General features: G+C 54.2%; 24 protein-coding genes. 12 read left to right on the forward strand and 12 right to left on the reverse strand.

Features of this window, described 5'->3' with window-relative positions; translation table 11 throughout:
- On the forward strand, window positions 1-351 hold a 351-nt coding region (locus PSSD_RS05715; RefSeq protein WP_058969911.1), incomplete at its 5' end, for an Hcp family type VI secretion system effector.
- Window positions 352-781: 430 nt separating this feature from the next.
- Window positions 782-1,717 (forward strand): tRNA 2-thiocytidine(32) synthetase TtcA, encoded by a 936-nt coding sequence (ttcA, locus tag PSSD_RS05720; protein ID WP_039333474.1) that lies wholly within the window; start codon window positions 782-784, stop codon window positions 1,715-1,717.
- A gap of 51 nt (window positions 1,718-1,768) precedes the next feature.
- On the opposite strand, the gene PSSD_RS27715 is transcribed toward ttcA, so the two are convergent.
- From PSSD_RS27715 to PSSD_RS05730, 3 genes are all read right to left on the reverse strand, one after another.
- Complete coding sequence (locus tag PSSD_RS27715; RefSeq protein WP_167347659.1) at window positions 1,769-1,915, reverse strand: hypothetical protein; 147 nt, start codon at window positions 1,913-1,915, stop codon at window positions 1,769-1,771.
- Between the two features lie 305 nt (window positions 1,916-2,220).
- Complete coding sequence (gene zntB, locus PSSD_RS05725) at window positions 2,221-3,204, reverse strand: zinc transporter ZntB (RefSeq protein ID WP_039333477.1); 984 nt, start codon at window positions 3,202-3,204, stop codon at window positions 2,221-2,223.
- 265 nt (window positions 3,205-3,469) lie between these two features.
- Window positions 3,470-5,089: a peptide ABC transporter substrate-binding protein gene (locus tag PSSD_RS05730; RefSeq protein ID WP_058969912.1), complete on the reverse strand. Its 1,620-nt coding sequence runs from the start codon at window positions 5,087-5,089 to the stop codon at window positions 3,470-3,472.
- A 208-nt stretch (window positions 5,090-5,297) separates the two neighbouring features.
- Here PSSD_RS05730 and mpaA point away from each other — a divergent pair, with 208 nt between their 5' ends.
- Window positions 5,298-6,011 carry a murein tripeptide amidase MpaA gene (gene mpaA, locus PSSD_RS05735; RefSeq protein WP_058969913.1) on the forward strand — a complete coding sequence of 238 codons (714 nt, stop codon included), beginning with the start codon at window positions 5,298-5,300 and terminating at the stop codon, window positions 6,009-6,011.
- Here mpaA and ycjG read toward each other — a convergent pair.
- A complete protein-coding gene (ycjG, locus tag PSSD_RS05740; RefSeq protein ID WP_058969914.1) occupies window positions 5,980-6,966 on the reverse strand; it encodes an L-Ala-D/L-Glu epimerase in 987 nt (328 codons plus the stop codon). The two genes, mpaA and ycjG, sit on opposite strands and share 32 nt — an antisense overlap.
- 153 nt (window positions 6,967-7,119) lie before the next feature.
- Here ycjG and tpx point away from each other — a divergent pair, with 153 nt between their 5' ends.
- The 3 genes from tpx to PSSD_RS05755 all read left to right on the forward strand — a co-directional run bounded on the left by tpx (window position 7,120) and on the right by PSSD_RS05755 (window position 11,332).
- Window positions 7,120-7,623, forward strand: coding sequence for a thiol peroxidase (tpx, locus tag PSSD_RS05745; protein WP_039333485.1), 504 nt, complete (start codon window positions 7,120-7,122; stop codon window positions 7,621-7,623).
- A 296-nt stretch (window positions 7,624-7,919) separates the two neighbouring features.
- Complete coding sequence (locus tag PSSD_RS05750) at window positions 7,920-9,299, forward strand: glycoside-pentoside-hexuronide (GPH):cation symporter (RefSeq protein WP_058969915.1); 1,380 nt, start codon at window positions 7,920-7,922, stop codon at window positions 9,297-9,299.
- Window positions 9,296-11,332, forward strand: a complete 2,037-nt coding sequence (locus PSSD_RS05755; RefSeq protein WP_058969916.1) for a glycoside hydrolase family 31 protein — start codon at window positions 9,296-9,298, stop codon at window positions 11,330-11,332. The genes PSSD_RS05750 and PSSD_RS05755 overlap by 4 nt, the downstream gene beginning before the upstream one ends.
- A 64-nt stretch (window positions 11,333-11,396) precedes the next feature.
- Here the strand turns inward: PSSD_RS05755 and tyrR are convergent, their stop codons facing one another.
- The 7 genes from tyrR to pspA form a co-directional block, all read right to left on the reverse strand.
- Window positions 11,397-12,962, reverse strand: a complete 1,566-nt coding sequence (gene tyrR / locus PSSD_RS05760) for a transcriptional regulator TyrR (protein ID WP_058969917.1) — start codon at window positions 12,960-12,962, stop codon at window positions 11,397-11,399.
- A gap of 213 nt (window positions 12,963-13,175) precedes the next feature.
- Complete coding sequence (locus PSSD_RS05765) at window positions 13,176-14,249, reverse strand: YcjF family protein (RefSeq protein ID WP_058969918.1); 1,074 nt, start codon at window positions 14,247-14,249, stop codon at window positions 13,176-13,178.
- Window positions 14,246-15,643, reverse strand: a complete 1,398-nt coding sequence (locus PSSD_RS05770) for a YcjX family GTP-binding protein (protein WP_039333493.1) — start codon at window positions 15,641-15,643, stop codon at window positions 14,246-14,248. Before PSSD_RS05770 ends, PSSD_RS05765 begins: the two co-directional genes overlap by 4 nt.
- Entirely contained in the window at window positions 15,624-15,872 is a 249-nt protein-coding gene (gene pspD, locus PSSD_RS05775; RefSeq protein ID WP_039333495.1) for a phage shock protein PspD, read from the reverse strand. The genes PSSD_RS05770 and pspD overlap by 20 nt, the downstream gene beginning before the upstream one ends.
- Window positions 15,873-15,930: 58 nt before the next feature.
- Window positions 15,931-16,278, reverse strand: coding sequence for an envelope stress response membrane protein PspC (gene pspC / locus PSSD_RS05780; protein ID WP_039333497.1), 348 nt, complete (start codon window positions 16,276-16,278; stop codon window positions 15,931-15,933).
- Window positions 16,275-16,502 carry an envelope stress response membrane protein PspB gene (gene pspB, locus PSSD_RS05785; protein ID WP_034821383.1) on the reverse strand — a complete coding sequence of 76 codons (228 nt, stop codon included), beginning with the start codon at window positions 16,500-16,502 and terminating at the stop codon, window positions 16,275-16,277. The genes pspC and pspB overlap by 4 nt, the downstream gene beginning before the upstream one ends.
- A gap of 58 nt (window positions 16,503-16,560) precedes the next feature.
- Window positions 16,561-17,241, reverse strand: a complete 681-nt coding sequence (gene pspA, locus PSSD_RS05790; RefSeq protein WP_058969919.1) for a phage shock protein PspA — start codon at window positions 17,239-17,241, stop codon at window positions 16,561-16,563.
- Between the two features lie 147 nt (window positions 17,242-17,388).
- Between pspA and pspF the strand changes: the two genes are divergently transcribed.
- Window positions 17,389-18,387, forward strand: coding sequence for a phage shock protein operon transcriptional activator (gene pspF / locus PSSD_RS05795; RefSeq protein WP_058969948.1), 999 nt, complete (start codon window positions 17,389-17,391; stop codon window positions 18,385-18,387).
- 140 nt (window positions 18,388-18,527) lie between these two features.
- Here the strand turns inward: pspF and PSSD_RS05800 are convergent, their stop codons facing one another.
- Complete coding sequence (locus PSSD_RS05800; protein WP_167347658.1) at window positions 18,528-18,761, reverse strand: hypothetical protein; 234 nt, start codon at window positions 18,759-18,761, stop codon at window positions 18,528-18,530.
- Between the two features lie 170 nt (window positions 18,762-18,931).
- Between PSSD_RS05800 and sapA the strand changes: the two genes are divergently transcribed.
- Genes sapA through sapF form a run of 5 tightly spaced genes read left to right on the forward strand, consistent with a single transcriptional unit; the run spans window position 18,932 to window position 24,200 of the window.
- Window positions 18,932-20,554 carry an ABC transporter substrate-binding protein SapA gene (sapA, locus tag PSSD_RS05805; RefSeq protein ID WP_058969920.1) on the forward strand — a complete coding sequence of 541 codons (1,623 nt, stop codon included), beginning with the start codon at window positions 18,932-18,934 and terminating at the stop codon, window positions 20,552-20,554.
- 2 nt (window positions 20,555-20,556) lie between these two features.
- Window positions 20,557-21,522, forward strand: a complete 966-nt coding sequence (gene sapB, locus PSSD_RS05810; protein ID WP_058969921.1) for a putrescine export ABC transporter permease SapB — start codon at window positions 20,557-20,559, stop codon at window positions 21,520-21,522.
- The gene (gene sapC / locus PSSD_RS05815) at window positions 21,509-22,399 is read left to right on the forward strand and encodes a putrescine export ABC transporter permease SapC (protein WP_058969922.1); all 891 of its coding nucleotides are present in this window, start codon (window positions 21,509-21,511) and stop codon (window positions 22,397-22,399) included. The genes sapB and sapC overlap by 14 nt, the downstream gene beginning before the upstream one ends.
- A complete protein-coding gene (gene sapD, locus PSSD_RS05820; protein WP_058969923.1) occupies window positions 22,399-23,394 on the forward strand; it encodes a putrescine export ABC transporter ATP-binding protein SapD in 996 nt (331 codons plus the stop codon). The genes sapC and sapD overlap by 1 nt, the downstream gene beginning before the upstream one ends.
- A 2-nt stretch (window positions 23,395-23,396) precedes the next feature.
- Entirely contained in the window at window positions 23,397-24,200 is an 804-nt protein-coding gene (gene sapF, locus PSSD_RS05825) for a putrescine export ABC transporter ATP-binding protein SapF (RefSeq protein WP_039336688.1), read from the forward strand.
- Window positions 24,201-24,329: the final 129 nt, after the last annotated feature.

The following is a 24,329-nucleotide window of genomic DNA, read 5'->3' on the forward strand; positions in this document are numbered from 1 at the left end:
GACCCAAGCTGGGGAAAACTCACTGGCACACGTGTTCACAGGCCAATCACGATAATGAAGGAATTTGACCGCACCACACCTCAATTGTATCGTGCGGTTTGTGAAGGTCGCACCATGAAGAAGGCGACAATCAAGATGTATCGGATTCAAGAGTCTGGTATTGAGGCAGAGTATTTCAATATTATCCTTGAAAACGTTAAATTCACTACCTTAGCACCTTACCTGTCCCCTAACGGCATGAGTAGCACTCACCTTGAAACGCTCGAATTGCGATATGAGGCGATAACCTGGAAATATACGGACGGGAATATTATCTATCGCGATACTTGGAACGATCTCGCTCGCGCCTGATAATGTTAAGAAAATGTGGGGTGCAACTTCCCTACATTTGCTTCAAAACCAATGCTAAACGTATGACACAAGAAATCTTTACTGATTGATAATGGATTAGTTTGTGACCTTACCCTTTATTCATTTCACCTTCTAATATTCTGGTCAAATCAATGCTCAATTGCCTGAAATCGTTAAAGATGAATTTTCCATCCATTCTTTACAGCCTTTTTCCATAATCTGTTCAAATCTCGGGCTACTCAAGCTATGACTGAAAGAGCCGAGCTTACCCCTAACACACAAGTGATTTTAAGCTTAAATGCCACTGGAAATCCGGTTGCAGATCCGTACCATACCCTTCAGATACGTATTAGATGCTTTCATAGAGTTTAACTAAACTCATAAGACTTTATCCCTAATATGCCCTTCTTTTGCATCAGGCAACAAAATAATGTCAGAAAATCAAGAAGTAACGAAGAAAGAACAATACAACCTGAACAAGCTTCAGAAGCGCCTGCGTCGTAACGTGGGTGAAGCCATCGCCGATTTCAACATGATTGAAGAAGGCGATCGCATCATGGTTTGCCTGTCTGGTGGTAAAGACAGCTACACCATGCTGGAAATTCTGCGTAATTTGCAGCAGAGCGCACCAGTGAACTTTTCGCTGGTTGCGGTGAATCTCGATCAGAAACAGCCCGGCTTCCCGGCACACATTTTGCCCGCGTATCTGGATGAGTTAGGCGTTGAGTACCAGATCGTTAACGAAGACACCTACTCCATCGTTAAAGAGAAAATCCCAGAAGGCAAAACAACCTGTTCACTCTGCTCACGTCTGCGTCGCGGTATTCTTTACCGCACCGCCACCGAGTTGGGTTGTACCAAGATTGCGCTCGGTCATCATCGCGACGATATTTTGCAGACGCTGTTCCTGAACATGTTCTACGGCGGAAAAATGAAAGGCATGCCGCCGAAGCTGATGAGCGATGATGGCAAGCATATTGTGATCCGCCCGCTGGCGTACTGCCGCGAGAAAGACATCATCCGCTTTGCCGAAGCGCGCCAGTATCCGATTATCCCGTGCAACCTGTGTGGTTCACAGCCTAACCTGCAACGTCAGGTAGTGGCCGATATGCTGCGTGACTGGGATAAGCGTTATCCTGGCCGTATTGAGACCATGTTTAGCGCGATGCAGAACATCGTGCCTTCGCATATGGCCGACATCAATCTGTTCGACTTCAAAGGCATTAAACACGGTGATGAAGTGGTGAACGGCGGCGATATTGGTTTTGACCGCGAAACCCTGCCAACACAACCTGCTGGCTGGCAGCCAGAAGACGAAGACGCTGCTGAACTCAGCGTGCGACTGGATGTATTAGAGATTAAGTAACCGTATTCCGGTTATGAAAAGGCGCAGCGCTCTGGCTCTGCGCCTTTTTTATTAACGATGGGGAGGCGGATCGATAATCGGTGGAAACTCAGGGTCGTACGGCGGATCCGGTTGCGGAATCGGCTGGGGATGAGGGATCGGTTCGGGAATCGGTGGTGGATCGGTTGGGATAGGTTCGCTGGCAATCAGTTCTCGCATGCCCTGCTCCTTGTCGCGGAATGAATTTAAAGCTTAGGAAAGGAAACGCGGAGAAGCCAAGCGGCAAAAAAAAAGCCGGCGGATAGCCGGCGTCGTACGAATTATATGTGCTATGCAATAATTCAAAAAAGGAAGTAAGACAATATGGAGCGCAACGCCCATCGCTTGACGTTGCATTCACCTGCGAGAGAGAGTTTGCCCCTGTTAGGTGATCCCGTTATTGATTTCGATCAGGTTTTTTTCGCTTTCTGAATTGGGCTGGCTTATTTAACAATGAGTTACCCTGAGGCAACTCAATATTAACATCACAGCCATTTGCGACGTTTGAGCCAAACCGCTACGCCCACCACCATCACCAGAAGTAATACGCAAAATGCGGTGAAGCCCAACGGCCAGCTGCCGCCCGGAATACCGCCGAGGTTGACACCAAACAGGCCGGTCAGGAATGTTGCTGGCAGAAAAATCATTGCCATCAGTGACATGGTGTAGGTACGGCGGTTCATCGATTCGGCCAGTAACGATGCCACTTCATCGGCCAGAATGCCGGTGCGCGCTACGCCCGCATTGAGATCGTCTAGACCGCGCCCCAGACGATCGGCCACATCCTGCATGCGACGGCGATCGTCATCGTTCATCCACGGCAACTTCTCACTGGCCAGACGCGCATACACATCTCGCTGCGGTGCCATATAACGCCGCATCACGATCAATTGCTTGCGCAGCAGCGCTAGCTCACCGCGAGCCGGCACCTGCTGATCCATCAAGGCATCTTCCAGCTCAATGATTTTATCGTGCATCTCCTCGATAAATTCACTGGCGTGATCGGTCAGCGCATCACACACATCTACCAACCAACTGCCACCGTCCACCGGACCATTGCCATGTTGCAGATCGCTGAGAACCGTATCGATGGCGTAAACCTTGCGACGGCGTGTAGAGACAATCAGTTTGTCATTGATAAATACTCGCATCGCGACGAGCTGATCAGGGCGAGAATCGGCGTTATGGTTGACGCTGCGCAGCACGATCATAAAGCCATCGCCCAGTCGTGTGACGCGCGGACGCATACTGTCGCCAGCCAGCGCATCGCGCACTGAATCGGGGATTAATGGAGTATTTTGCAGCCATTCGGCGCTTTGGCGCTGAGTGTAGTTCAGGTGCAGCCAGCAATGACGCTCACAGTTGATGACATCTTTGTCTTCGATGGCAATCACGCCACCTTTGCCATCTAGCTGGCAAGAGATGATGGCATCCGAAACTTTTAACGCTTTTCCTTCAATGACGTTCACGTACGCGCCTCACTATCAAAATCAATACGATACAGTCTAGCGTGGCGCAGACGAGTTGCAATCATCAGGCTGTGAGCAAAGATGACAGGCGGGAAATAACAATGAATCCAGGTGCACCTAAATGCGCACCCTACGAAAACCAAATCCATGCTTGTAGGGTGCGGCCTTCAGGCCGCCCATTTTCGCCATTAGGCGCGCCTGGGCACACCCTTATAAGCGGCTCAGCGCGATAAATCGCGCCGCTACAGGGTTCGTGACCTTTAAATCAGTGCTTCTCAATCCACAGTTCGCGACTGTAGGCCACATCTTCTGGGTTGGTGATGGGGTAACCCTTCACCCAGGGTTTAATCAATCGGCCATTCGTATACTGATAGATCGGGGCGATCGGCGCCTGATCGGCGATGATCTGCTCGGCTTTGTTGTAATCGGTGTTACGCGCTGCCACGCTGGTTTCCATGCTGGCTTTGGTCAGCACGGCATCATAGTCTGCACTGTGGAAACGGGCGATGTTGCCGCTGTGGGTCGAGGTCAACAAGCTCAGGAAGGTTGAAGGTTCGTTGTAATCACCCACCCAAGAGGCGCGGATCACATCAAAACTTCCGCTATTACGGCTGTCGATGTAGGTTTTCCACTCCTGATTCTGCAACGTCACATCCACGCCGAGGTTCTTTTTCCACATTGAGGCCACCGCGATGGCAATCTTCTGATGACTCTCAGAGGTGTTGTATAACAGCGTCAGGTGCAATGGTTTGCCAGGACCGTAGCCTGCAGCGGTCAACAATGCCTTCGCCTGGGCGTTTAACTCTTGCTGGCTGTGCTGTTGCAGATAACTTTGCTGCGGGGTAAAGCCTGCGGTGACGTCTGGCGTGAAATGCCAGGCCGGTTTTTCACCCGTGCCCAGCACTTTCTCAGCGATGATGCGGCGATCAATGCTCCACGAAAGCGCTTTGCGAACCCGCACGTCGGCGGTTGGCCCTTTCTCGGTATTGAACGCGTAGTAGTAAGTACCCAACTGATCCGGCGTGTAAACCTGGCCAGGCAACTCTTTTTTCAGCAGCGCGTACATATTTTTCGGGAAGGATTCGGTGATATCAATGTCACCGGCACGATAGCGCTTGGTGGCGCTCGACTCTTCATTGATCGGGATAAAGGTCACTTTGGTCAGCACGGAGTGGCTGTCATCCCAGTAATGCGGATTGCGCACCAGCACAATCTTCTCGTTCACGACTCTATCCTGCAGCTGATAGGCGCCATTCCCGACCAGTTTACCTGGCGACGTCCAGCCATCGCCGTTTTGCTCAATCACTTTTTGTGGCACCGGATACATCGCGGCATTGGCCACCATACTGGGGAACCACGGCACTGGTCGTGACAATGTCACTTTCAGATGTGTGGCATCCGTTGCTGTTACGCCGAGTTTATCGGCACTCATCTGCCCTTTGGTAATGGCCTCCGCATTTTCCATGCCGCTTAACGCGGCAAACCAGGCAAACGGCGAACTGTTTTTGGGGTCGACTAAACGTTGCCAGCTATAGACAAAATCCTGCGCGGTAACCGGATCGCCATTCGACCAGCGTGCATCTTTGCGCAAGGTGAAAACCCAGGTTTTGTTGTCGTTGCTGCTCCAGCTCAACGCCACACCCGGCACAATTTTACCGTGAGCATCCTGGTTGGTGAGCCCTTCAAACAGATCGCGCATCACCTGGATTTCCGGCAGGCCGACGGCCTTCATCGGATCGAGCGAGGCGGGTTCATCTTTAATATGGCGGACAATTTCCTGCGTGCCGGCCAACTGTGCGCCCGGCGGCACGTCAGCAGCAAAAACGGGTGTGAATGCGCCAGCAATCAAAACAGCAGCCAGCGTCTTGCGGAAAGTCAGTTTCATCACCACTCCTTAACCCAAAAAATGGCGACCGCGAAGAAGTTTGTGTCGCCAGCGACTTTTGGCACTTTATCGCAAATCGCTGATTGATATATAGCTATTTCCCCTCGCGCTGATTACCGTTATGTTGAGGCTGGTTTCCCGGTCACACTTTTCATCTTGAACGCCAGCCGCATCCAGGCTGCATTGCACGTTTTCAGAGAGGAATGTCATGTCGTCACACCATCCCCGTCCGCTGCGCGGCAAGCTCGATGCCGTCTGGCAACAATATGGTCAGTCGGTGCTGGGTGCACCGCTATTGTGGTTTCCTGCTCCCGCGGCTGATGCTGAGAGTGGATTAATTATTGCTGGCACGCACGGCGATGAGAATGCCGCCGTAGTAACCCTTTCAGGCGCGATGCGCACCTTGCCGGAAGCGTTGCGTCGCCATCATGTGGTGCTGGCGGTCAATCCGGATGGATGCCAGCTTGGGCTGCGAGCTAATGCTAATGGCGTGGATCTGAATCGCAACTTCCCGGCGGCAAACTGGCAAACTGGCGACACCGTCTATCGCTGGAACAGCGCAGCCGATGAGCGCGATGTGGTACTCTCCACCGGAAGCCGCCCTGCTTCGGAGCCCGAAACCCAGGCGCTGTGCCAGTTAATTCACCAGATCAAACCGAGCTGGGTGGTCACCTGGCATGAACCGCTGGCCTGTATCGACGATCCGCATCACAGCACATTAGCGCAGTGGCTGGCGCAACAAACGCAGTTGCCGGTGGTGAGCAGCGTGGGTTACGCCACGCCTGGCTCATTTGGCAGTTGGTGCGACGATCTCGGCTTATTGTGCATTACCGCCGAGATGCCGCCGATTTCGGTCGATGAAGCCACCGAAGTGTACCTGGAAGCGATGATTAATCTGCTGCGTTGGCAACCGCGAGATTAAGCACACCCTGTGAGAAGTGCAGTGACGGCTCAACATCGGCAGCCAGCCAGGTTGGGCCGTCAAGATCGGCGAATTTTGCAATTGGCGTCAAGGGCAGTGCCGCCCGAATAGCGCGTGAGGTGCAGAGCATACAGCCCAGCATTACCGCAAATCCCTGTTGCCGGGCTTCTTTCGCCAGCGCCAGTGCCTCTGTTAACCCCCCGGTTTTATCCAGCTTGATGTTGATCATTTGGTAGCGACCCTGCAGTTGTGCCAGTTGTTCACGCGTATGGCAGCTTTCGTCGGCACAAATCGGTAAAGGGTGAATAAAGTTGGCCAGCGCGGCGTCTTCAGCGGCAGGCAGCGGTTGTTCCAGCATGGCAACGTTCAAATCCGCCAGCAACTGGCAACGCGCCGCCAGCCCTTCAGCATGCCAGGATTCGTTAGCATCAACGATTAACGTGGCTTCCGGCACCGCCGTGCGAATCGCCACCAGCCGTTCACTGATCAGGTGATTATCGAGTTTGATCTTCAACAGTCGCGCACCATGCTGCCACAGCGCCAGCGCGCTGCTGGCCATCGCCTCGGGCGTGTCTATGCTGACGGTATGCGCGGTATCTACGCTATCGGCCAGTTGGACTTCACACAGTGCTTGTAGCGTTTTACCCTGCTGCTGACGCTCAAGATCCCATAAGGCACAGTCAAGGGCGTTACGGGCAGCCCCTGCAGGCAATGCCTGTTGCAGCGCTGCACGCGTCATGCCGTTTTGTATCGCAGGCAGCTGCGAGGCAATTTGTTGCAGCACCGACTCTTCACTCTCGCCATAACGCGCATAAGGCGTAGCTTCACCGATACCTTTTATGCCGTCCTGTTCGATTTCCACCACCACCACATGCGCTTCTGTCCGGCTTCCGCGTGAAATCACAAACGGCGAATGCAACGGCCAGGCTTCCGGATAACTCTTCACTGTTCTCATTCATTCTCCTTAAATCTGCCACTTAATTGCGAACCGGCTCGGTCTTCACCACGAAATGCACTCGTAAACCCTTCAAAATTATGTCATAAACAAACGCTATATCTGCTCTGGTAGGTTAATGCCAGATTAATTCTTCGTTTAAAAGGAAATCGTATGTCTCAGAATGTTCACTTCCAGGGTAACCCAGTCCCCGTTGCAGGTCACTTCCCGCAGGCAGGCGAACAAGCTAAACCTTTCAGCCTGGTGGCTAAAGATCTTAGTGACGTATCCCTTTCTAAGTATGCAGGTAAACGCAAAGTTCTGAACATTTTCCCAAGTATTGATACCGGCGTGTGCGCCACTTCAGTGCGCAAGTTTAATGAACGTTCTGCTGAAGCGGACAATACCGTGGTGCTGTGCATTTCAGCAGACCTGCCGTTTGCTCAGTCTCGCTTCTGCGGCGCGGAAAACATCAGCAATGTCGTGACGCTGTCAGCACTGCGTGGTGCCGAGTTCAAAGAAGATTACGGTGTGGCGATTGCTGATGGCCCACTGAAAGGTTTGACTGCACGTGCCGTTGTCGTACTGGATGAGAACGATAAAGTGGTTTACAGCGAACTGGTGAACGAAATCACCGAAGAGCCAAACTACGATGCTGCGCTGGCATCACTGAAGTAATTATACCGGACTGAAATACCGCCGTTGAGGCGAAACAGAAAGCACCGAATGATTAATTTTTCGGTGCTTTTTTTTATGGCGATGGCTGCACAGACCTTTTTTAAGCTATTGATTAATCTTGATACGCAGCAATCCCCCCGCCACGTTGTGCTTTTCCTGTTATTCTTGTTACCCGTATCACATTAATAAAAAAACATAAATCCCGTAACAAATCCCGCAATTGTTTGCATCCCCTTCGCTACCTATAACTAACCGTCAATTGCCCTTCAGCGATTCAAAGACAGGCGGGAGTCTTCATGCAAGCAAGCTTATCCTTTAAAGAAAAAATCAGTTACGGTCTTGGCGACATGGCTAGCCATATCGCCATTGATAACGTCATCATCTTTCTCACCTTTTATTACACCGATGTGGTGGGCCTACCCGCGATTTTTGTCGGCACGCTTTTTCTGCTGGCGCGCGTCGCCGATGCGGTTATCGATCCGGCGATGGGGATGGTCGCTGACCGAACTCGTTCCCGCTGGGGAAAATTCCGCCCTTGGCTATTGATGCTGGCGGTGCCATTTGGCGCCAGTTGTATGCTGATATATGCGGTGCCAGAAAGCCTGTCGCTCACCGGAAAAATGATATACGCCGCTGTGACCTACAGCCTGATGATGCTGATGTACACCGCCATCAATATTCCTTACTGCTCAATGGGCGCGATTATCACCGCCGATGATAATCAGCGTATCTCCCTGCAATCATGGCGCTTTTTCCTGGCTACGCTGGGTGGCGCGATGTCCACTTTCCTGATGATCCCGCTCGCAACCTGGCTCGGCGGCGGTAACAAACTGGAGGGTTACTTCGCAGCCATGTCGATTATGGCAACGGTGGCAACCCTGCTGTTTTTTATCTGCTTTCTTAACACCCGCGAACGTATCAATGCTCCCGCTAACCACGGCAACTTTCTTGCCGATCTTCGCGATTTGCTGCGTAACGATCAGTGGCGTGTAGTCGCGTTGTTGGTGTTCTGCAATATCTCGTTCGGTGTGGTGCGGCTTGGCGCGATGATGTACTACGTCACCTATTTTCTGGGAAATGCCAGTCTCTTCATGTGGCTACTGGCCGCGCATATTGTCGGGAAAAGCGTGGGTAGCGTGCTGGCTAAACTGCTGACGCGTCGCCTGAACAAAATCACCGCCTTTACGCTCAGCGCCATCACTGCCGGCGTGTTAAGTATCAGTATCGTGTTCCTGCCCGGATCGCTGGCGCTACTGGTCGGCATGACGTTCATCGTCTCCAGCTTCTATCAGGTCACCACCACGCTGATGTGGGTGATGATGGCTGACGTGGTGGATTACGGTGAATATCGTCAGGGTAAGCGTCTTGATGGCACCGTCTTCTCCACTCTGCTCGCTGTATTGAAAATGGGCATGGCCATTAGCGGCGCGATTGTTGGCTGGACGCTAGGCCTGAGCGGTTATGTTGCACAGGCACCGCATCAGCAGCCCGCCGCCATGATGGCCATCGTGGCGCTGTTTTCAGTAGTTCCAGGCCTGCTCTCACTGTTAAGCGCATTCGCAATGCGCGGCTACAAACTTAACGATGCCACCATGCGCACCATCAATCAGAACAAAGTGTCAGCCCAACCGGCTGCAACTGCTTCCCCCCTTTTACAATCACAGGAGTTGTCATGAGCGAGTTACGCGCCGAATCCCAGCGTATTATCTGGACATTTGACCGTCAGACACTAGTTATCGAACCCTGGGGTGCGCATAGCCTGCGAGTTCGAGCCACCTGTCAGCCAGAACTGATCGACCATGACTGGGCGTTGTTATCACCTGCTGCTTGTGAGGTGGAAATCCAGCGCGAGCACGAATCTCTGAGCCTGCGTAACGGCAATATCACCGTCACGCTGAATATTCGCGGCCAGCTGGCATTTTACAATAAGCACGGAGAACTGCTTCTGGAAGAGTTCTGGCGTCAGCGCAGCACCGTAGGCATTGGAGCCAGCGAGAAGAGCCAGGACAAATACATTAGCGCCCTGAAACTGGATGCGCGCACCTTTAGACCGATTCCAGGAGGGAAATATCAACTGAGCGTGCGCTTTGAAGCCCGTGCGGAAGAGAAAATCTATGGCATGGGCCAGTATCAGCAAGATTGCCTCGACCTGAAAGGCTGCACGCTGGAGCTGGCACAGCGCAACTCACAGGCCAGCGTGCCGTTTATGGTGTCGAGTTTGGGCTATGGCTTACTGTGGCATAACCCGGCCATCGGTGAAGTGACCTTTGGTAAAAACGGCACGCGCTGGCAGGCCGAAGTGACGGATCAAATGGATTACTGGATCACCGCAGGTGACACACCGGCTGAGATCGTGCGCCAATATGGCCGCGCCACCGGAACAGCACCGATGATGCCCAGCTTCGCTACCGGTTTCTGGCAATGCAAATTGCGTTATCGCACCCAGCAGGAAGTGCTGGAGGTCGCGCGTGAATATCGTCGCCTGCAGCTACCGCTCTCAGTCATAGTCATCGACTTTTTCCACTGGCCAAATCAGGGAACCTGGTGTTTCGATGCGCGCGATTGGCCTGACCCGCGTGCCATGGTTCAAGAACTGAAAACGATGGGCATTGAAACGATGGTGTCGGTATGGCCCACAGTTGACAGCCGCAGTGATAACTATCGTCTGATGAAATCCAAAGGCTGGCTGGTAAACAGTGAACGCGGCGTATCCGTTAACCTCGATTTTATGGGCAACACCACCTTTTTTGACGCCACGCATCCTGCCGCACGGGATTTCGTCTGGCAGGAGGTTAAGCGTAACTACTATGATCATGGCATCCGCACCTTCTGGCTCGATGAAGCGGAGCCGGAGTACCGAGCCTACGATTTTGATAACTACCGCTATCATCTTGGTCCGGTACAGGAAGTGGGCAACATTTATCCGCAGCTGTTTGCCCGCGGATTTTACGAAGGACTGCAACAACAGGGAGAGAGCGAGATCGTCAACCTGGTGCGCTGCGCGTGGGCGGGCAGTCAGCGCTATGGCGTGCTTGCGTGGTCTGGCGACGTTCACTCCTCGTTCCATGCGCTACGCAACCAGTTTACAGCCGGATTAAACATGGCGATGGCGGGTATTCCGTGGTGGACCACCGACATCGGTGGCTTCCAGGGCGGGAACATTGATGACCCGGCGTTTCATGAGCTATTAATCCGATGGTTCCAGTGGGCGGTATTCTGTCCGGTGATGCGTTTGCACGGTTATCGCGAGCCACAAATTGCCCCTGATGATGCCTGGCGCGACGGAATTGCACAATGCAACAGCGGCTCACCCAATGAGGTTTGGAGTTACGGCGAGGAGAATTACGCGCTGATGAAGAGCTGCCTGCTGCAACGTGAGCAGATTCGCTCCTACATAGATGGCCTAATGCGCGAAGCTCATGAACTCGGTGATCCGGTGATGCGCCCGCTGTTCTATCACTACCCGCAGCAGCCTGAGAGCTGGCAAGTGGAAGATCAGTATCTGCTGGGCAGCGACCTTCTGGTCGCGCCAGTGCTGTACGCCGGGCAGCGAGAACGTGAAGTATGGCTGCCTGCAGGCGAGCAATGGGTTGCCCGTAACGGTGAGTGCTATTATGGCGGTCAACGCATTTGCGTCTCCGCGCCGTTGAGTGAGATTCCGGTGTTTATGAGGAAAGGAAGTCAGGTAGACATCCGAACACCTGAGTAGATTAACATTGTCGAACCAGGTCGCCATGAATGGCGACCTGGCATAGCGAAATCTACGCGCCCGATTAGTCGCTTTCGTTACGCTTCTGCCCTAACCCATATTCACGCAGTTTATTGGCAATCGCGGTATGGGAAACCCCAAGGCGTTTCGCCAGTTTACGTGTGCTGGGATAGGACAGATAAAGACGCGTCAACACTGAACGCTCAAAGCGGCTGGTGATCTCATCCAGCGACCCTTCCATCGCTTCTTCTCCCAGTGAGACATCCAGTGCCTGTTCAGGCAACACAATATCTTGTGGACGAAGTTCATAGCCTTCCAACTGGGTCAACGCACGATACAGCGCGTTTTTTAACTGACGCACATTGCCCGGCCAGTTGTAGCGGGTCAGGAACGGTGCCAGCTGCGGTGACAAACGTGGGCGAGGTAAACCCTGCTCATCGGCGAAACGGGCGACAAACATCTCCGTCAGCGGCAGGATATCCAGTGGACGTTCGCGTAGCGGCGGCAGGTTGAGCGTCAGGACATTAAGCCGATAGAACAGGTCTTCACGGAACTCACCCCGTTGTACCAGCTCGATCAGGTTCTTCTGTGTCGCGCAAATCACGCGCACATCAACATGCACTTCATGCTCTTCGCCGACACGGCGGAAAGTACCGTCGTTGAGGAAACGCAGCAGTTTGGTCTGCATACGCGGTGACATCTCGCCGATTTCGTCCAGCAACACCGAGCCACCGTTGGCCTGCTCAAAGAACCCTTTTTTGCCTTCCAGCGCGTTCGGGTATGCTCCGGCAGCATGGCCAAACAGCTCGCTCTCTGCCACATCATCCGGCAGCGATGCGCAGTTCAGCGCCAGGAACGGTTTTTTACCGCGCGCACTGCGAAGATGACACGCGCGCGCCAGCATATCTTTACCGGTGCCGGTATCCCCCACAATCAGTAACGGGGCATCGTGCATCGCCAGTTTACGCGCCTGATCGATGACCTGGCGCATCTTCGGCGTCACGGCAACAATATGGTCAAACTCGGACTCATCGGTTACGGTGAGATTCTGCAACTGGCGGCCCATGCGCGCGGTGGATTTCAGGGTAATCATCGCGCCCACCGGCTGGTCGCTCTGCCCCTCTTCCTCGGCCATGTAAATCGGTCGGGCTTCCATCAGGAAATCACGCCCCTGAATCACCACATGCTGTGCCTGGGCTTCAACGCGCTCGTTTTCAATCCAACGCTGGAAGTTAAAGCCAGTAATCAGCGTGGCCGCATTTTGATTGCGCAACTTTTGCTCGTCGAGGTTAAACAGGCTCTGCGCCGCCGGGTTGGCCAGCTCTACCTTGCATTTGAGGTCGATAGAGAACACCGGTTCCGGCATCGCAATCAACAATGCGCTCAAGGCACGATGCTCGCGTTCCGAAGGCATGTAGCTGACGGTGCGCACATCTGTCACGCCAGGTGTACGGCGGATTTCCGCCATCAGATTGCTGAACGGCTCAAATTCCAGTGCGGAAAAATTGAGGTAGATGCGACCAAATGGCGCAATTTCGATACCGCGCAAGTCGATGTTGCGCGCAACCAGCAGGTCGAGTAGCTCGCGCGCCAGACCGATGCGGTCCTGGCAGAAAACTTCCAAACGCATTGCGATGAGCCTTAGTCAGGTTTTGATTTTAGAGATAATACGCTAACTTGCAGCGCCTCAGAAGGGGGCTGTCATGAAAAGTTGACAGTTCGAGGCAGGTGACGCGAAGAAGTGTAGCGGAACGCCCAGCATTAATCCCGCCGAATATCACATTTAACACAGATAATTTCACCTTTCACACCTTTCGCAGCGTGAAAGGTGAGCGAAGAGTGATTATTTAGCAGGCTTATCTGCTTTATCCCCACCTTTTACCAGGGATTCTTTTAACTGCCCCAGCAGTTCGCGGCGGAAGTCACCCAGTCGCGGTTTATCGTCCTCTAACCAGGGTAACGGACGGCATAATTCCATCGCTTTAATGCCGAGGCGCGCAGTCAGCAAGCCAGCTCCAATGCCCTGTGCTGCGCGCGCTGAGAGCCGAGCCGCAATATCCTGCGACATCCAGTCCATGCCCACTTCACGTACCAACTCAGATGCCCCCGCGAACGCCATATTCAGCAGCACCAAACGAAACAGCCGGATACGGCTGAAATAACCCAGTTCAATGCCATATATCGCGGCAATGCGGTTCACCAAACGCAGGTTGCGCCAGGCGATAAACGCCATATCCACTAATGCCAACGGGCTTACTGCGATCATCAAGGTGGATTCCGCGGCATGGCGGCTGATTTCACGATGTGCCTGACGGTCTAACACCGGTTGCACCAGTTGCGCGTACAGCATCACGATTTCGCGGTCATTGTGGGTTTCATGCAGTGCCGCATGCCAACGCTGTAACGCGGGATGCGCCTGATCGAGTTGCGCCTGCTGCGCCAGCTTCTCGCAAAACGCACGTCCCTTGCCAATGCCGTGGCTATTCAGCAGTTCACGCCCAACATCGCGCTCTTCTGCACGCTGGCGTAAGCGATAGAGACGTCGCCATTCGCCGATCACTGCGCCTGCGCCCGCCACCACAATCAGACCACCCGCAACACCGGTGCCAAGAGAGAACCAGTCACGCGTGATCCAGGCATCATGCAACCACTGTACGCCCTGAGCGACCACGCTCACGCCAAATATCGTCAGCCCCGCGCCAACCATTTTGCGCCACAAACTGCGTTTTGGCCGCAGCGCTGCTTCGACCACCTTTTCGCCTGCGCCCTCTTCCAGCACCTCTGTTTCGGTGGTGGCAAGAAAGGCAGTTTCAGCGTCTGCGCTAAACGTTTGTGCCGCGCGCAAGGGTTTCTCCGCTTCCGCTTCCAGCGGTCGGGCAAAATCAATGCGCGGTTTTAAAGGGGTTTCGTCGCTCATCGCAATTTATCTCCTAAAAGAAATTCCAGCGCGGCATCCATGCGAATGTGCGGCAGCGGCCGATCGACATCGAGCTGCTGCGGCCGGAACTGTTCAAACTGAAAGCCCTGTTGTTGCCAAAACTGATGCCCCGGCAAGCGCGGCGGCACTTCGCCAGGGTAGAAGGTCAAGGCTTCCCCATCATTAAGACGATGACCTCGCAAGGCGGGTAACTTTTCGCCACGATGTTCCACCAGTCCACTCTCGGTGGCCTGAACCGATGCCAGCCCAAGGCAATCCATACTGATGCCTTCAAACGCCGCGTTTTGCCAGGCATCCTGCACCAACTGCTGTAACAGCGACACCATATTGGCATGCTGATCGGCGGTGACATGGTCAGCCTTGGTGGCGGCAAACAACAGTTTATCGATCACCGGTGAAAACAGCCGACGGAACAAGGTGCGTTGACCGTAATGAAAACTCTGCATCAGTTGGGTCAGCGCCAGACGCATGTCATTGAACGCCTGCGGACCGCTATTGAGGGGTTGCAGGCAATCCACCAGCACGATCTGACGATCAAAGCGCAGGAAATGGTTTTTGTAGAAGCCTTTCACCACATGCTGGCAGTAGTAGTTAAAGCGTTGCTGCAGCATGGCAAAATGACTGCCTGCAGGTGCCTGTAACAGCTTGCTGGCGTGCATCTCATCCACCTGCGGCCACGGGAAGAACTGCAACGCAGGAGCACCGGCCATATCCCCCGGCAACACGAACCGTCCGGGTTGGATAAAGTGCAGCCCTTCGCTTTTGCACTGGTGCAGATAGTCGGTCCAGGCTGCTGCAATTGCAGCCAGACGGTTTTCATCGGCGGGAGCAAAAGGATCAAGATCTTCGCACAGGCTTTTCCAGCGTGCGGCCCACTGCTGCCTATCCCCCTGTAACAGCCCCATCATCTGCCGCGACCAGCTCAGGTAATCCTGTGCCAGCATGGGTAAGTCCAACAGCCATTCACCGGGGTAATCAACGATTTCGAGATAGAGAGTTGCGGTATCTTTGAAGTGGCGCAGCAGCGACTGCTCGGGGCGATAACGCAGCGCGAGTCGCATTTCGCTCACGCCGCGGGTTGGCGTGGGCCAGACGGGCGGTGTGCCATACAGTTGCGCTAAGCCTTCGTCATAGGTAAAACGCGGCGTGCCGAGTTCGCGCTGGGGTACGCGCTTAACGCCTAACAGGCGCTCTTCGCGCACCACCGAGAACAGCGGCAAACGTGCACCACTGTGTACATTAAGCAGTTGGTTAACCAGCGAAGTGATAAATGCCGTTTTGCCGCTACGGCTCAGGCCAGTTACCGCAAGGCGCAGATGGCGGTCAACACCGCGGTTCATTAACGCCGCGAATTCATTTTGCAGTCTTTTCATCGTTCTCCCTGACGAAACGCGCTGACAGGCGATTGAACACCTTACTCAGCAACGGTTCCAGGGCGGCCGCCAGTAACAGGCGCAACGGGCGACGCGCCACCGATTTTACTGCCCAGCCAGCCAGGCCGCCGGGCGCATAGGTTACTGCACTGATGATGATGAATTTCCCCGCCGACTTCAACGCAGGCGTTGCGCGACGGCGCAGAGCAGTAAAACGCTGATTGTGCATGTCCACCTCTTTAGGATAAACCGGAAAGCGGACCCGCTGCCGGGCCCGGGGAAGAAAATCAGATTTGACGGAAACGACTGCGCACACTGAAGGTTTCAGAGGTGACGTAGCGTTCAATATCCCGCACGTTGCGCTCGTCACGGTGTAAGCTGGTCTCTAATTCATCCAGCATGTCACGCGCCGTGGGCGTACGTTGATCGGGCGCATCCTCCGGCTTCTCATCCAGGACGAAGCCAAGAATGAAATAGGCCACCACCGTGAACATGAACAGCCCGAAAAACAGCGACAACACCACAATCACGCGCAGCAGGCGTACGGGAATATCGAGATACTCCGCCAGTCCCGCGCACACACCACGGATTTTTCCCTGCTGCGGGATGCGCCACAGCTTGCGGCCATTCATCATGGTTGCCTCCAGTTCGGATGCTCTGCATCGAGAATCGCTTCCAGGGCTTCAACACGTTCGCGCATACGGCGCGCATCTTGCGTCAGCTGTTGCAGACGCTGCATATCGCCAGATGACAGTTCCGCGCCACCGTTGCGTTTGTTGCTGTAATGCAGCCATAACCAGATCGGTGCCACAAACAGCACGAAGATCGTTAAGGGGATGGCCAGGAATAGTGCGCTCATTGATTTTCCTTTTTCAGGTACACCTTTATCCACGGGCCCGCTAACAGGCCCGTCTTGATCACTCGCTGCGGTTCATTTTGGCTTTCAGCGCAGCCAACTGCTGGCTGATCTCATCATCCGCTTTCAGCTCGGCGAATTCCTGATCTAAGCCTTTAGGCTTGCCGAAACGCTGGCTTTCCGCCTCTGCTTCCATGTGATCGATACGGCGTTCAAACGATTCGAAGCGAGCCATGGCATCATCCAGCTTGCCGCTGTCGAGCTGACGACGTACGTCACGCGATGAAGAAGCCGCCTGATGACGCAGCGTCAATGCCTGCTGACGGGCACGGGTTTCAGTGAGTTTTTTCTCCAGCTCACCGATTTCACCCTTCATGCGTTCGAGCGTTTCTTCAACCTGAACGGCTTCCTGCTGCAATGAGGCAATCAGGTCGGTCAGTTTCTGTTTTTCGATCAAGGCAGCACGCGCGAGATCTTCTTTGCCTTTATTGATGGCCAGTTCGGCTTTTTCCTGCCATTCAGCCTGCTGAATTTCAGCCTGCTCAATGCGACGTGAAAGCTGTTTCTTTTCTGCCAGCGCGCGGGCAGAGGTGGAGCGAACTTCCACCAGCGTGTCTTCCATTTCCTGAATCATCAGGCGTACCAGTTTCTGCGGATCTTCGGCGCGCTCCAGCAGGGAATTGATGTTGGCGTTCACGATGTCGGCGAAACGAGAAAAATACCCATAATGATGTTCCTCAATGTGTCGTGTGATTGTTTCGTACAGGGTTTCCTAATACAAAGTGCGTGCCAACTTTTAACTTATTGATTTAACGTAGTTTGCATATTTTACATCTGTCTGGTCATCGATTAAGGTAGTGAAATTGATTAACGTGTGGCGAAATTCATCATGGCAAATGGCAACGATAACCTGTTGGGCGAATCAAACAATTTTCTGGAAGTGCTTGAGCAGGTCTCTCGTTTGGCACCGCTGGAAAAACCGGTGCTGGTGATTGGCGAACGCGGTACCGGTAAAGAGCTGATTGCCAGCCGTCTGCACTACCTTTCCGATCGCTGGCAAGGCCCGTTCATCTCTCTTAACTGCGCCGCCTTGAATGAAAATCTGTTGGATTCCGAACTGTTTGGGCATGAGGCGGGCGCGTTTACCGGGGCACAAAAACGGCATTTGGGCCGCTTTGAACGTGCCGATGCGGGTACCCTGTTTCTCGATGAGCTCGCCACCGCCCCGATGCTGGTGCAAGAGAAGCTATTGCGCGTGATCGAATACGGGCAGCTGGAACGCGTCGGCGGGAATCAATCGTTGCAGGTGAATGTGCGTCTGGTGTGCGCCACCAACGAAGATTTGCCCGCGCTTGCCGCCGCCGGAAAATTCCGTGCAGACCTGCTGGACCGTTTGGCTTTTGACGTGGTTCAGCTTCCGCCCTTACGCGAACGCCGTAGCGATATATTGGTGATGGCCGAGCATTTTGCCATTCAGATGTGCCGGGAACTTGGCCTGCCGCTGTTCCCCGGATTCAGCGAAGCCGCGCAGCAGACGCTGCTTAATCACAGTTGGCCAGGTAATGTGCGTGAGTTAAAGAATGTGGTCGAGCGTTCGGTGTATCGCCATCACAGCGTTGATGAGCAGTTGGATAACATCATCATTAACCCCTTTGCCCCACGCAGCGCGCCGCCGGAAAGCATTGCAGTCCCGGTTGCCAGCACATTACCCGCCCTGCCACTCGATTTACGTCAATGGCAAAACCAGCAGGAGCGTGAGTTAGTGGAAGCCAGTTTGCAGCAGGCGAAATTCAACCAGCGCCGCGCCGCCGAGCTATTACGGGTGACCTATCATCAGTTGCGCGCCATGATGAAGAAGCATGGGATTCAGGCCAGAGATGAGGTCTAAAAGCAAAAGCGCGCGATTATGTGGCAGGAGCACGCCCGGCGACGGGCGGCCTGAACACCAAACCCACAAGCCACAAGCCACAAGCCACAAATTAAGGTTTAACCAACCGCACAGGTGTGTGGCGTTTTTCCCTATAGCTTTTATGCGGATGCAAGGCGGCAAGTGCGCCAATCCCCAGGAGCATACACCAGTATGTGACTGGGGTTGGCGTGCGCAGCCAACGCAGCAGCCGAATAAAAGATGACGGGAAAAACGTCACACAAAAAAAAGCCCGCACTATAAAGTACGGGCAACTTAATACTGGAAGCAATGTGAGCAATGTCGTGCTCTTCTTCGGTAGAGCCACCGTCGAAGCGCAGAAGAATAATAATCATTCTTATTATCATCTGTAAAGCCCTAATTGAGAATTTTTCTCATTTCCACACTAACGGTGTGATTATCTCGTGCTCATCTTGGCGAAAAAGAGCGCAGTTGCATCGTGAATTTGGGGAGTGCGTGACGTTTGCGATACACTCACGCTATTGCCTCAGAATCGTTGAGTTCTATGCCAAAATTATTGTCTTCGCTGCTGCTCAGTCTCAGCGTAATGAGTGCGTCTGCGCTGGCTGCGCCAACCGATAACATCCGCAACAGCGGCTTTGTTTATTGCGTTAACGGCACCGTGAATACCTTTAATCCGCAGATGGTCAGCAGTGGCCTGGTGGTCGATACGCTGGCTGCCCAACTCTATGATCGGCTGCTGGATGTTGATCCCTACACCTATCGCTTAATTCCCGACCTGGCGCAGAGCTGGGAAGTGCGCGATAACGGCGCGACCTACCGTTTCCACCTGCGTAAAGACGTGTCATTCCAGCACACCAACTGGTTTAAACCCACGCGTAAAATGAATGCCGACGATGTGGTGTTCAGTTTTGCACGCATGTTCGATCGCCAGCACCCGTGGCACAACGTTAACGGCGGCAGCTATCCCTATTTCGACAGTTTGCAGTTTTCCGACTCGGTGCAGAGTGTGAAAAAGCTGGATAACGATACCGTTGAAATCCGATTAAACAGCCCTGATGCCTCTTTCCTGTGGCACATCGCGACGCATTACGCCCCGATATTGTCACAAGAGTATGCTGACACACTCACGGCCAAAGGCCAGCAGGAGCAGTTGGATCGTGAACCGGTCGGCACCGGCCCGTTCCAGTTAAGCGAATATCGTACCGGGCAATACTTGCGGCTGGCGCGTAATCCACAGTACTGGAAAGGCGTCCCGCGCTTGCAGCAAGTGGTAATCGATCTGGGCGTTGGTGGCACCGGACGTCTGTCGAAACTGTTAACCGGTGAATGCGACGTGCTGGCTTACCCCGCCGCCAGCCAGCTGTCGATTTTGCGCGACGACCCGCGTTTGCGCATGACCTTACGCCCCGGGATGAACATTGCGTATCTGGCGTTTAACACTCGCAAACCGCCACTGGATCGCCCCGAAGTGCGTCACGCGCTGGCGTTGGCCATCAACAATGAACGTTTGATGGAGTCGATCTATTACGGTACGGCAGAAACCGCCGCGTCGATTTTACCGCGTGCTTCCTGGGCTTATGACAACGATGCTCGCGTCACCGAGTACAACCCCGCCAAAGCCCGTGAAGAGCTAAAAGCCCTCGGGCTGGAAGATCTGCATTTACGTTTGGTGGTGCCCACCACCTCGCAATCCTGGAACCCCAGCCCGTTGAAAACGGCTGAACTGCTTCAGGCGGATTTGGCGCAGGTTGGCGTGCGTGTCACCATTGCGCCCGTCGAGGGTCGCTTCCAGGAGGCGCAGTTGATGGCGATGAACCATGACTTAACCCTGACGGGCTGGGCCACCGACAGTAACGATCCAGACAGCTTCTTCCGCCCGCTATTGAGCTGCGCGGCGATCCGGTCACAGACTAACTACGCGCACTGGTGCTCGCCCGCTTTCGACGAGGCGCTGCAACATGCGTTGTTATCGCAACAGCTCTCTGCGCGTATTGACAGTTACGACCAGGCGCAACAGATTCTCGCGCAGGAGTTACCGGTCTTGCCGCTGGCGTCGTCGCTGCGCTTACAAGCCTATCGCCACGACATTAAGGGGTTAGTGCTGAGTCCATTTGGTAACGCCTCCTTTGCTGGGGTTTACCGTGATGAGAGCAGCGAGGAGTAAGCATGATTATCTACGTATTGCGTCGTTTACTGTTGCTCCTGATAACGCTATTTCTGCTGTCGCTGGTGAGCTTTAGCCTGAGCTATTTCACCCCCAATGCCCCACTGGAGGGCGCATCGCTATTTGATGCCTGGTGGTTCTGGTTTAAAGGATTGCTGCAGTTCGATTTTGGCGTTTCCAGCACTAACGGTCAGCCGATTGATGTGCAATTGCGCGAAGTGTTCCCTGCAACGCTTGAGCTGTGCGTGCTGGCCTTTATGTTGGCCTTGCTGGTGGGCATTCCCCTTGGCATTTGCGCCGGCGTGATGCGTAAAAAATGGCAGGACAAAGCCATCAGCGCATTAGCCCTGCTCGGTTTTTCCATGCCGATTTTCTGGCTGGCGCTGCTGTTTACCCTGTTCTTTTCCCTGACGCTCGGCTGGCTGCCGGTTTCCGGGCGCTTTGACCTGCTCTATCCGGTGCAGAACATCACCGGCTTTGCGCTGATCGATGCCTGGTTAAGCCCGTCGCCATGGCGCCATGAGATGTTGATGAGTGCACTGACACACATGATTTTGCCCGTCATCGTGCTGGCAGTTGCCCCCACCACCGAAGTGATTCGACTGCTGCGCAGCAGTACCAGTGACGTGATGGATAAAAACTATGTGAAAGCAGCAGCGACGCGCGGACTTTCGCGCTTCACGGTGATCCGCCGACATGTGCTGCACAATGCGCTGCCGCCGGTGATCCCGCGCCTCGGTTTGCAGTTCTCTACCATGTTGACGCTAGCGATGATTACTGAAGTGGTGTTTAACTGGCCGGGCATCGGCCGCTGGTTGATTAACGCGATTCGCCAGCAAGATTATGCCGCTATTTCGGCCGGGGTGATGGTGGTCGGCGGTTTAGTGATTCTGGTTAGCGTCCTGTCCGATATTCTCGGTGCGGCACTCAATCCGTTGAAACACAAGGAATGGTATGCCTTACGATGATATCTACGCTGAAGAGCGCCTGCCCAGCCCATTCCGTCTGTTCTGGCAGCGATTATACCGCGACACCAGCGGCATGATCGGGCTATACGGTTTCGGTATCCTGCTGTTCCTGTGCCTGTTTGGTGGCTTACTGGCACCTTATGGCATCGACCAGCAGTTCCTTGGCTATCAGCTGCTACCGCCCTCCTGGTCACGCTACGGCGATGTGTCTTTCTTCCTCGGCACCGATGACCTGGGTCGTGATGTGCTGAGCCGCTTGTTGAGCGGCGTCGCGCCAACCGTGGGCTCCGCCATTTTAGTGACGGTGCTGGCTGCGGTATGTGCGCTGGTGTTGGGTGTGCTGGCCGGTATTACGCACGGCCTGCGCTCGGCGGTAATGAACCACGTGCTGGATACCCTGCTCTCGATTCCTTCTCTGCTGCTGGCGATTATCGTGGTGGCCTTTCTTGGGCCCCGCCTGGAACACGCGATGCTGGCGGTGTTTCTGGCGATTATCCCGCGCCTGGTGCGCGAGATTTACACTGCCGTCCATAATGAAATGGAGAAAGAGTATGTGGTGGCACTGCGTCTTGATGGCGCGCGTAATCTGAATATTCTGTGGAACGCAGTGCTGCCGAATGTGTTACCGCTGCTGGTCAGCGAATTTACCCGTTCGCTGTCGATGGCGATTCTGGATATCGCAGCGCTCGGTTTTCTCGATCTGGGTGCACAACTGCCCTCGCCCGAATGGGGCGCGATGTTGGGTGACGCCCTGGAGCTGATTTATGTCGCCCCCTGGACAGTGATGCTGCCCGGTGTAGCGCTGATGGTCAGTGTATTAATCGTTAACCTGCTGGGCGATGGCGTCCGTCGTGCCGTAGAAGCGGGAGCTGAATAATGCCGTTACTTGATATTCGTAACCTCACCATCGAATTCATGACCTCCGAAGGCCCGGTGAAAGCGGTGGATCGCATCAATCTCACGCTCAGCGAGGGGGAAGTCCGCGGGCTGGTGGGTGAGTCGGGTTCAGGCAAGAGTCTGATTGCGAAAGCCATTTGCGGCGTGACCAAAGATAACTGGCGCGTCACTGCGGACCGCATGGTGTTTGACGATATCGACTTGCTGCGCTTATCGCCTCGCGAGCGTCGCCGCATTGTCGGGCACAACGTGTCGATGATTTTTCAGGAGCCGCAGTCTTGTCTGGATCCTTCAGAGAGCATTGGTCGTCAGTTGATGCAGGCAATACCACGCTGGACCTTCAAAGGCCATTGGTATCAGCGTTTGTGGTTCTGGCGCAAAGCGCGTGCTATCGAACTGCTGCACCGCGTGGGGATCAAAGATCACAAAGACATCATGCGCAGTTTCCCGTACGAACTGACCGAAGGCGAATGCCAGAAGGTAATGATCGCTATCGCGCTGGCCAATCAGCCTCGCTTGTTGATCGCCGATGAACCGACCAATGCCATGGAGCCGACCACGCAAGCACAAATTTTCCGCTTGCTGAGCCGACTGAATCAGAACAACAACACCACCATTTTGCTGATCAGCCACGATCTGCGCACCATGAGCCAATGGGCAGATCGCATTAATGTGATGTATTGCGGTCAGACCGTGGAAACCGCGCAAAGCGAAGACTTAATGGATACACCACACCATCCTTACACCCAGGCGCTGATCCGCGCGATGCCCGATTTTGGCAGCGCCTTACCGCATAAAAGTCGACTTAATACGCTGTCCGGCGCCATTCCGTCACTGGAACACTTGCCGATTGGCTGCCGTCTTGGTCCGCGCTGCCCCTATGCGCAGCGCAAATGTATCGAGACACCGCGCCTGAGCGGCAATAAAGCGCATCTGTTCGCTTGCCACTTCCCGTTAAATATCGAGGGTCAGTAAGTATGGAAACCCTGCTGGAAGTGCGTAACCTGAGCAAAACCTATCGCTACCGTACCGGGCTGTTTCGTCGCCAACATGTTGAAGCGGTAAAAGGGGTGAGTTTTACCCTGCGTGAGAAGCAGACGCTGGCGGTGATTGGCGAGAATGGCTCGGGCAAATCTACGCTGGCTAAGATGCTGAGCGGCATGATCGAACCCACGGATGGCGAGATGCTGATCGACGACCATCCGCTGGAGTACGGTGATTACGGCTATCGCAGCCAACGCATCCGCATGATTTTTCAGGACCCGTCTACGTCACTGAATCCGCGTCAGCGCGTCAGCCAGATCCTCGATTTCCCGCTGCGCCTCAACACCGAGTTAGATGATGAGGAGCGCGAAAAACGCATTATCGCCACGTTACGTCAGGTGGGTTTGTTGCGCGATCATGCCGGTTACTATCCGCACATGCTGGCCCCCGGTCAGAAACAGCGTCTGGCACTGGCGCGTGCGTTGATTTTACAGCCGAAAGTCATCGTGGCGGATGAGGCCCTCGCCTCGCTGGATATGACCATGCGATCACAACTGGTGAATCTGATGCTGGAACTGCAGGAGAAGCATGGTATCGCCTATATTTATGTGACGCAGCATCTCGGCATGATGAAGCACATTAGCGACCAGGTGCTGGTGATGCATCAGGGAGAAGTGGTGGAACGCGGCGGCACGGCCGATGTGTTGGCTTCCCCGTTGCACGACCTCACCAAACGTCTTATTACCAGCCATTTTGGTGAAGCACTGACCGCTGAAGCCTGGCGCAAAGTACGCTGATTGTTCAGCGCATCGCGGAAAACGCGGTGCGGTTTACCGCAATTGACAGAGACGTGCTAGAATCCGCACGTCGATTAACGTCGGTCGCCCACTTTTTAACCATTGCGACCGCCAACAACAATGACCATA

The organism is Type-D symbiont of Plautia stali, from assembly GCF_001485335.1.
GTDB classification, from domain to species: Bacteria; Pseudomonadota; Gammaproteobacteria; order Enterobacterales; family Enterobacteriaceae; genus Pantoea; species Pantoea vagans_C.

Bases quoted from the DNA above. Each gene is read 5' to 3' on its own strand.
- ttcA (WP_039333474.1), top strand. From the start codon at position 782: ATGTCAGAAAATCAAGAAGTAACGAAGAAAGAACAATACAACCTGAAC.
- PSSD_RS27715 (WP_167347659.1), bottom strand. From the start codon at position 1,915: ATGCGAGAACTGATTGCCAGCGAACCTATCCCAACCGATCCACCACCG.
- PSSD_RS05730 (WP_058969912.1), bottom strand. From the start codon at position 5,089: ATGAAACTGACTTTCCGCAAGACGCTGGCTGCTGTTTTGATTGCTGGC.
- mpaA (WP_058969913.1), top strand. From the start codon at position 5,298: ATGTCGTCACACCATCCCCGTCCGCTGCGCGGCAAGCTCGATGCCGTC.
- ycjG (WP_058969914.1), bottom strand. From the start codon at position 6,966: ATGAGAACAGTGAAGAGTTATCCGGAAGCCTGGCCGTTGCATTCGCCG.
- tpx (WP_039333485.1), top strand. From the start codon at position 7,120: ATGTCTCAGAATGTTCACTTCCAGGGTAACCCAGTCCCCGTTGCAGGT.
- PSSD_RS05750 (WP_058969915.1), top strand. From the start codon at position 7,920: ATGCAAGCAAGCTTATCCTTTAAAGAAAAAATCAGTTACGGTCTTGGC.
- PSSD_RS05755 (WP_058969916.1), top strand. From the start codon at position 9,296: ATGAGCGAGTTACGCGCCGAATCCCAGCGTATTATCTGGACATTTGAC.
- tyrR (WP_058969917.1), bottom strand. From the start codon at position 12,962: ATGCGTTTGGAAGTTTTCTGCCAGGACCGCATCGGTCTGGCGCGCGAG.
- PSSD_RS05765 (WP_058969918.1), bottom strand. From the start codon at position 14,249: ATGAGCGACGAAACCCCTTTAAAACCGCGCATTGATTTTGCCCGACCG.
- PSSD_RS05770 (WP_039333493.1), bottom strand. From the start codon at position 15,643: ATGAAAAGACTGCAAAATGAATTCGCGGCGTTAATGAACCGCGGTGTT.
- pspD (WP_039333495.1), bottom strand. From the start codon at position 15,872: ATGCACAATCAGCGTTTTACTGCTCTGCGCCGTCGCGCAACGCCTGCG.
- pspC (WP_039333497.1), bottom strand. From the start codon at position 16,278: ATGATGAATGGCCGCAAGCTGTGGCGCATCCCGCAGCAGGGAAAAATC.
- pspB (WP_034821383.1), bottom strand. From the start codon at position 16,502: ATGAGCGCACTATTCCTGGCCATCCCCTTAACGATCTTCGTGCTGTTT.
- pspF (WP_058969948.1), top strand. From the start codon at position 17,389: ATGGCAAATGGCAACGATAACCTGTTGGGCGAATCAAACAATTTTCTG.
- PSSD_RS05800 (WP_167347658.1), bottom strand. From the start codon at position 18,761: ATGATTATTATTCTTCTGCGCTTCGACGGTGGCTCTACCGAAGAAGAG.
- sapA (WP_058969920.1), top strand. From the start codon at position 18,932: ATGCCAAAATTATTGTCTTCGCTGCTGCTCAGTCTCAGCGTAATGAGT.
- sapB (WP_058969921.1), top strand. From the start codon at position 20,557: ATGATTATCTACGTATTGCGTCGTTTACTGTTGCTCCTGATAACGCTA.
- sapC (WP_058969922.1), top strand. From the start codon at position 21,509: ATGCCTTACGATGATATCTACGCTGAAGAGCGCCTGCCCAGCCCATTC.
- sapD (WP_058969923.1), top strand. From the start codon at position 22,399: ATGCCGTTACTTGATATTCGTAACCTCACCATCGAATTCATGACCTCC.
- sapF (WP_039336688.1), top strand. From the start codon at position 23,397: ATGGAAACCCTGCTGGAAGTGCGTAACCTGAGCAAAACCTATCGCTAC.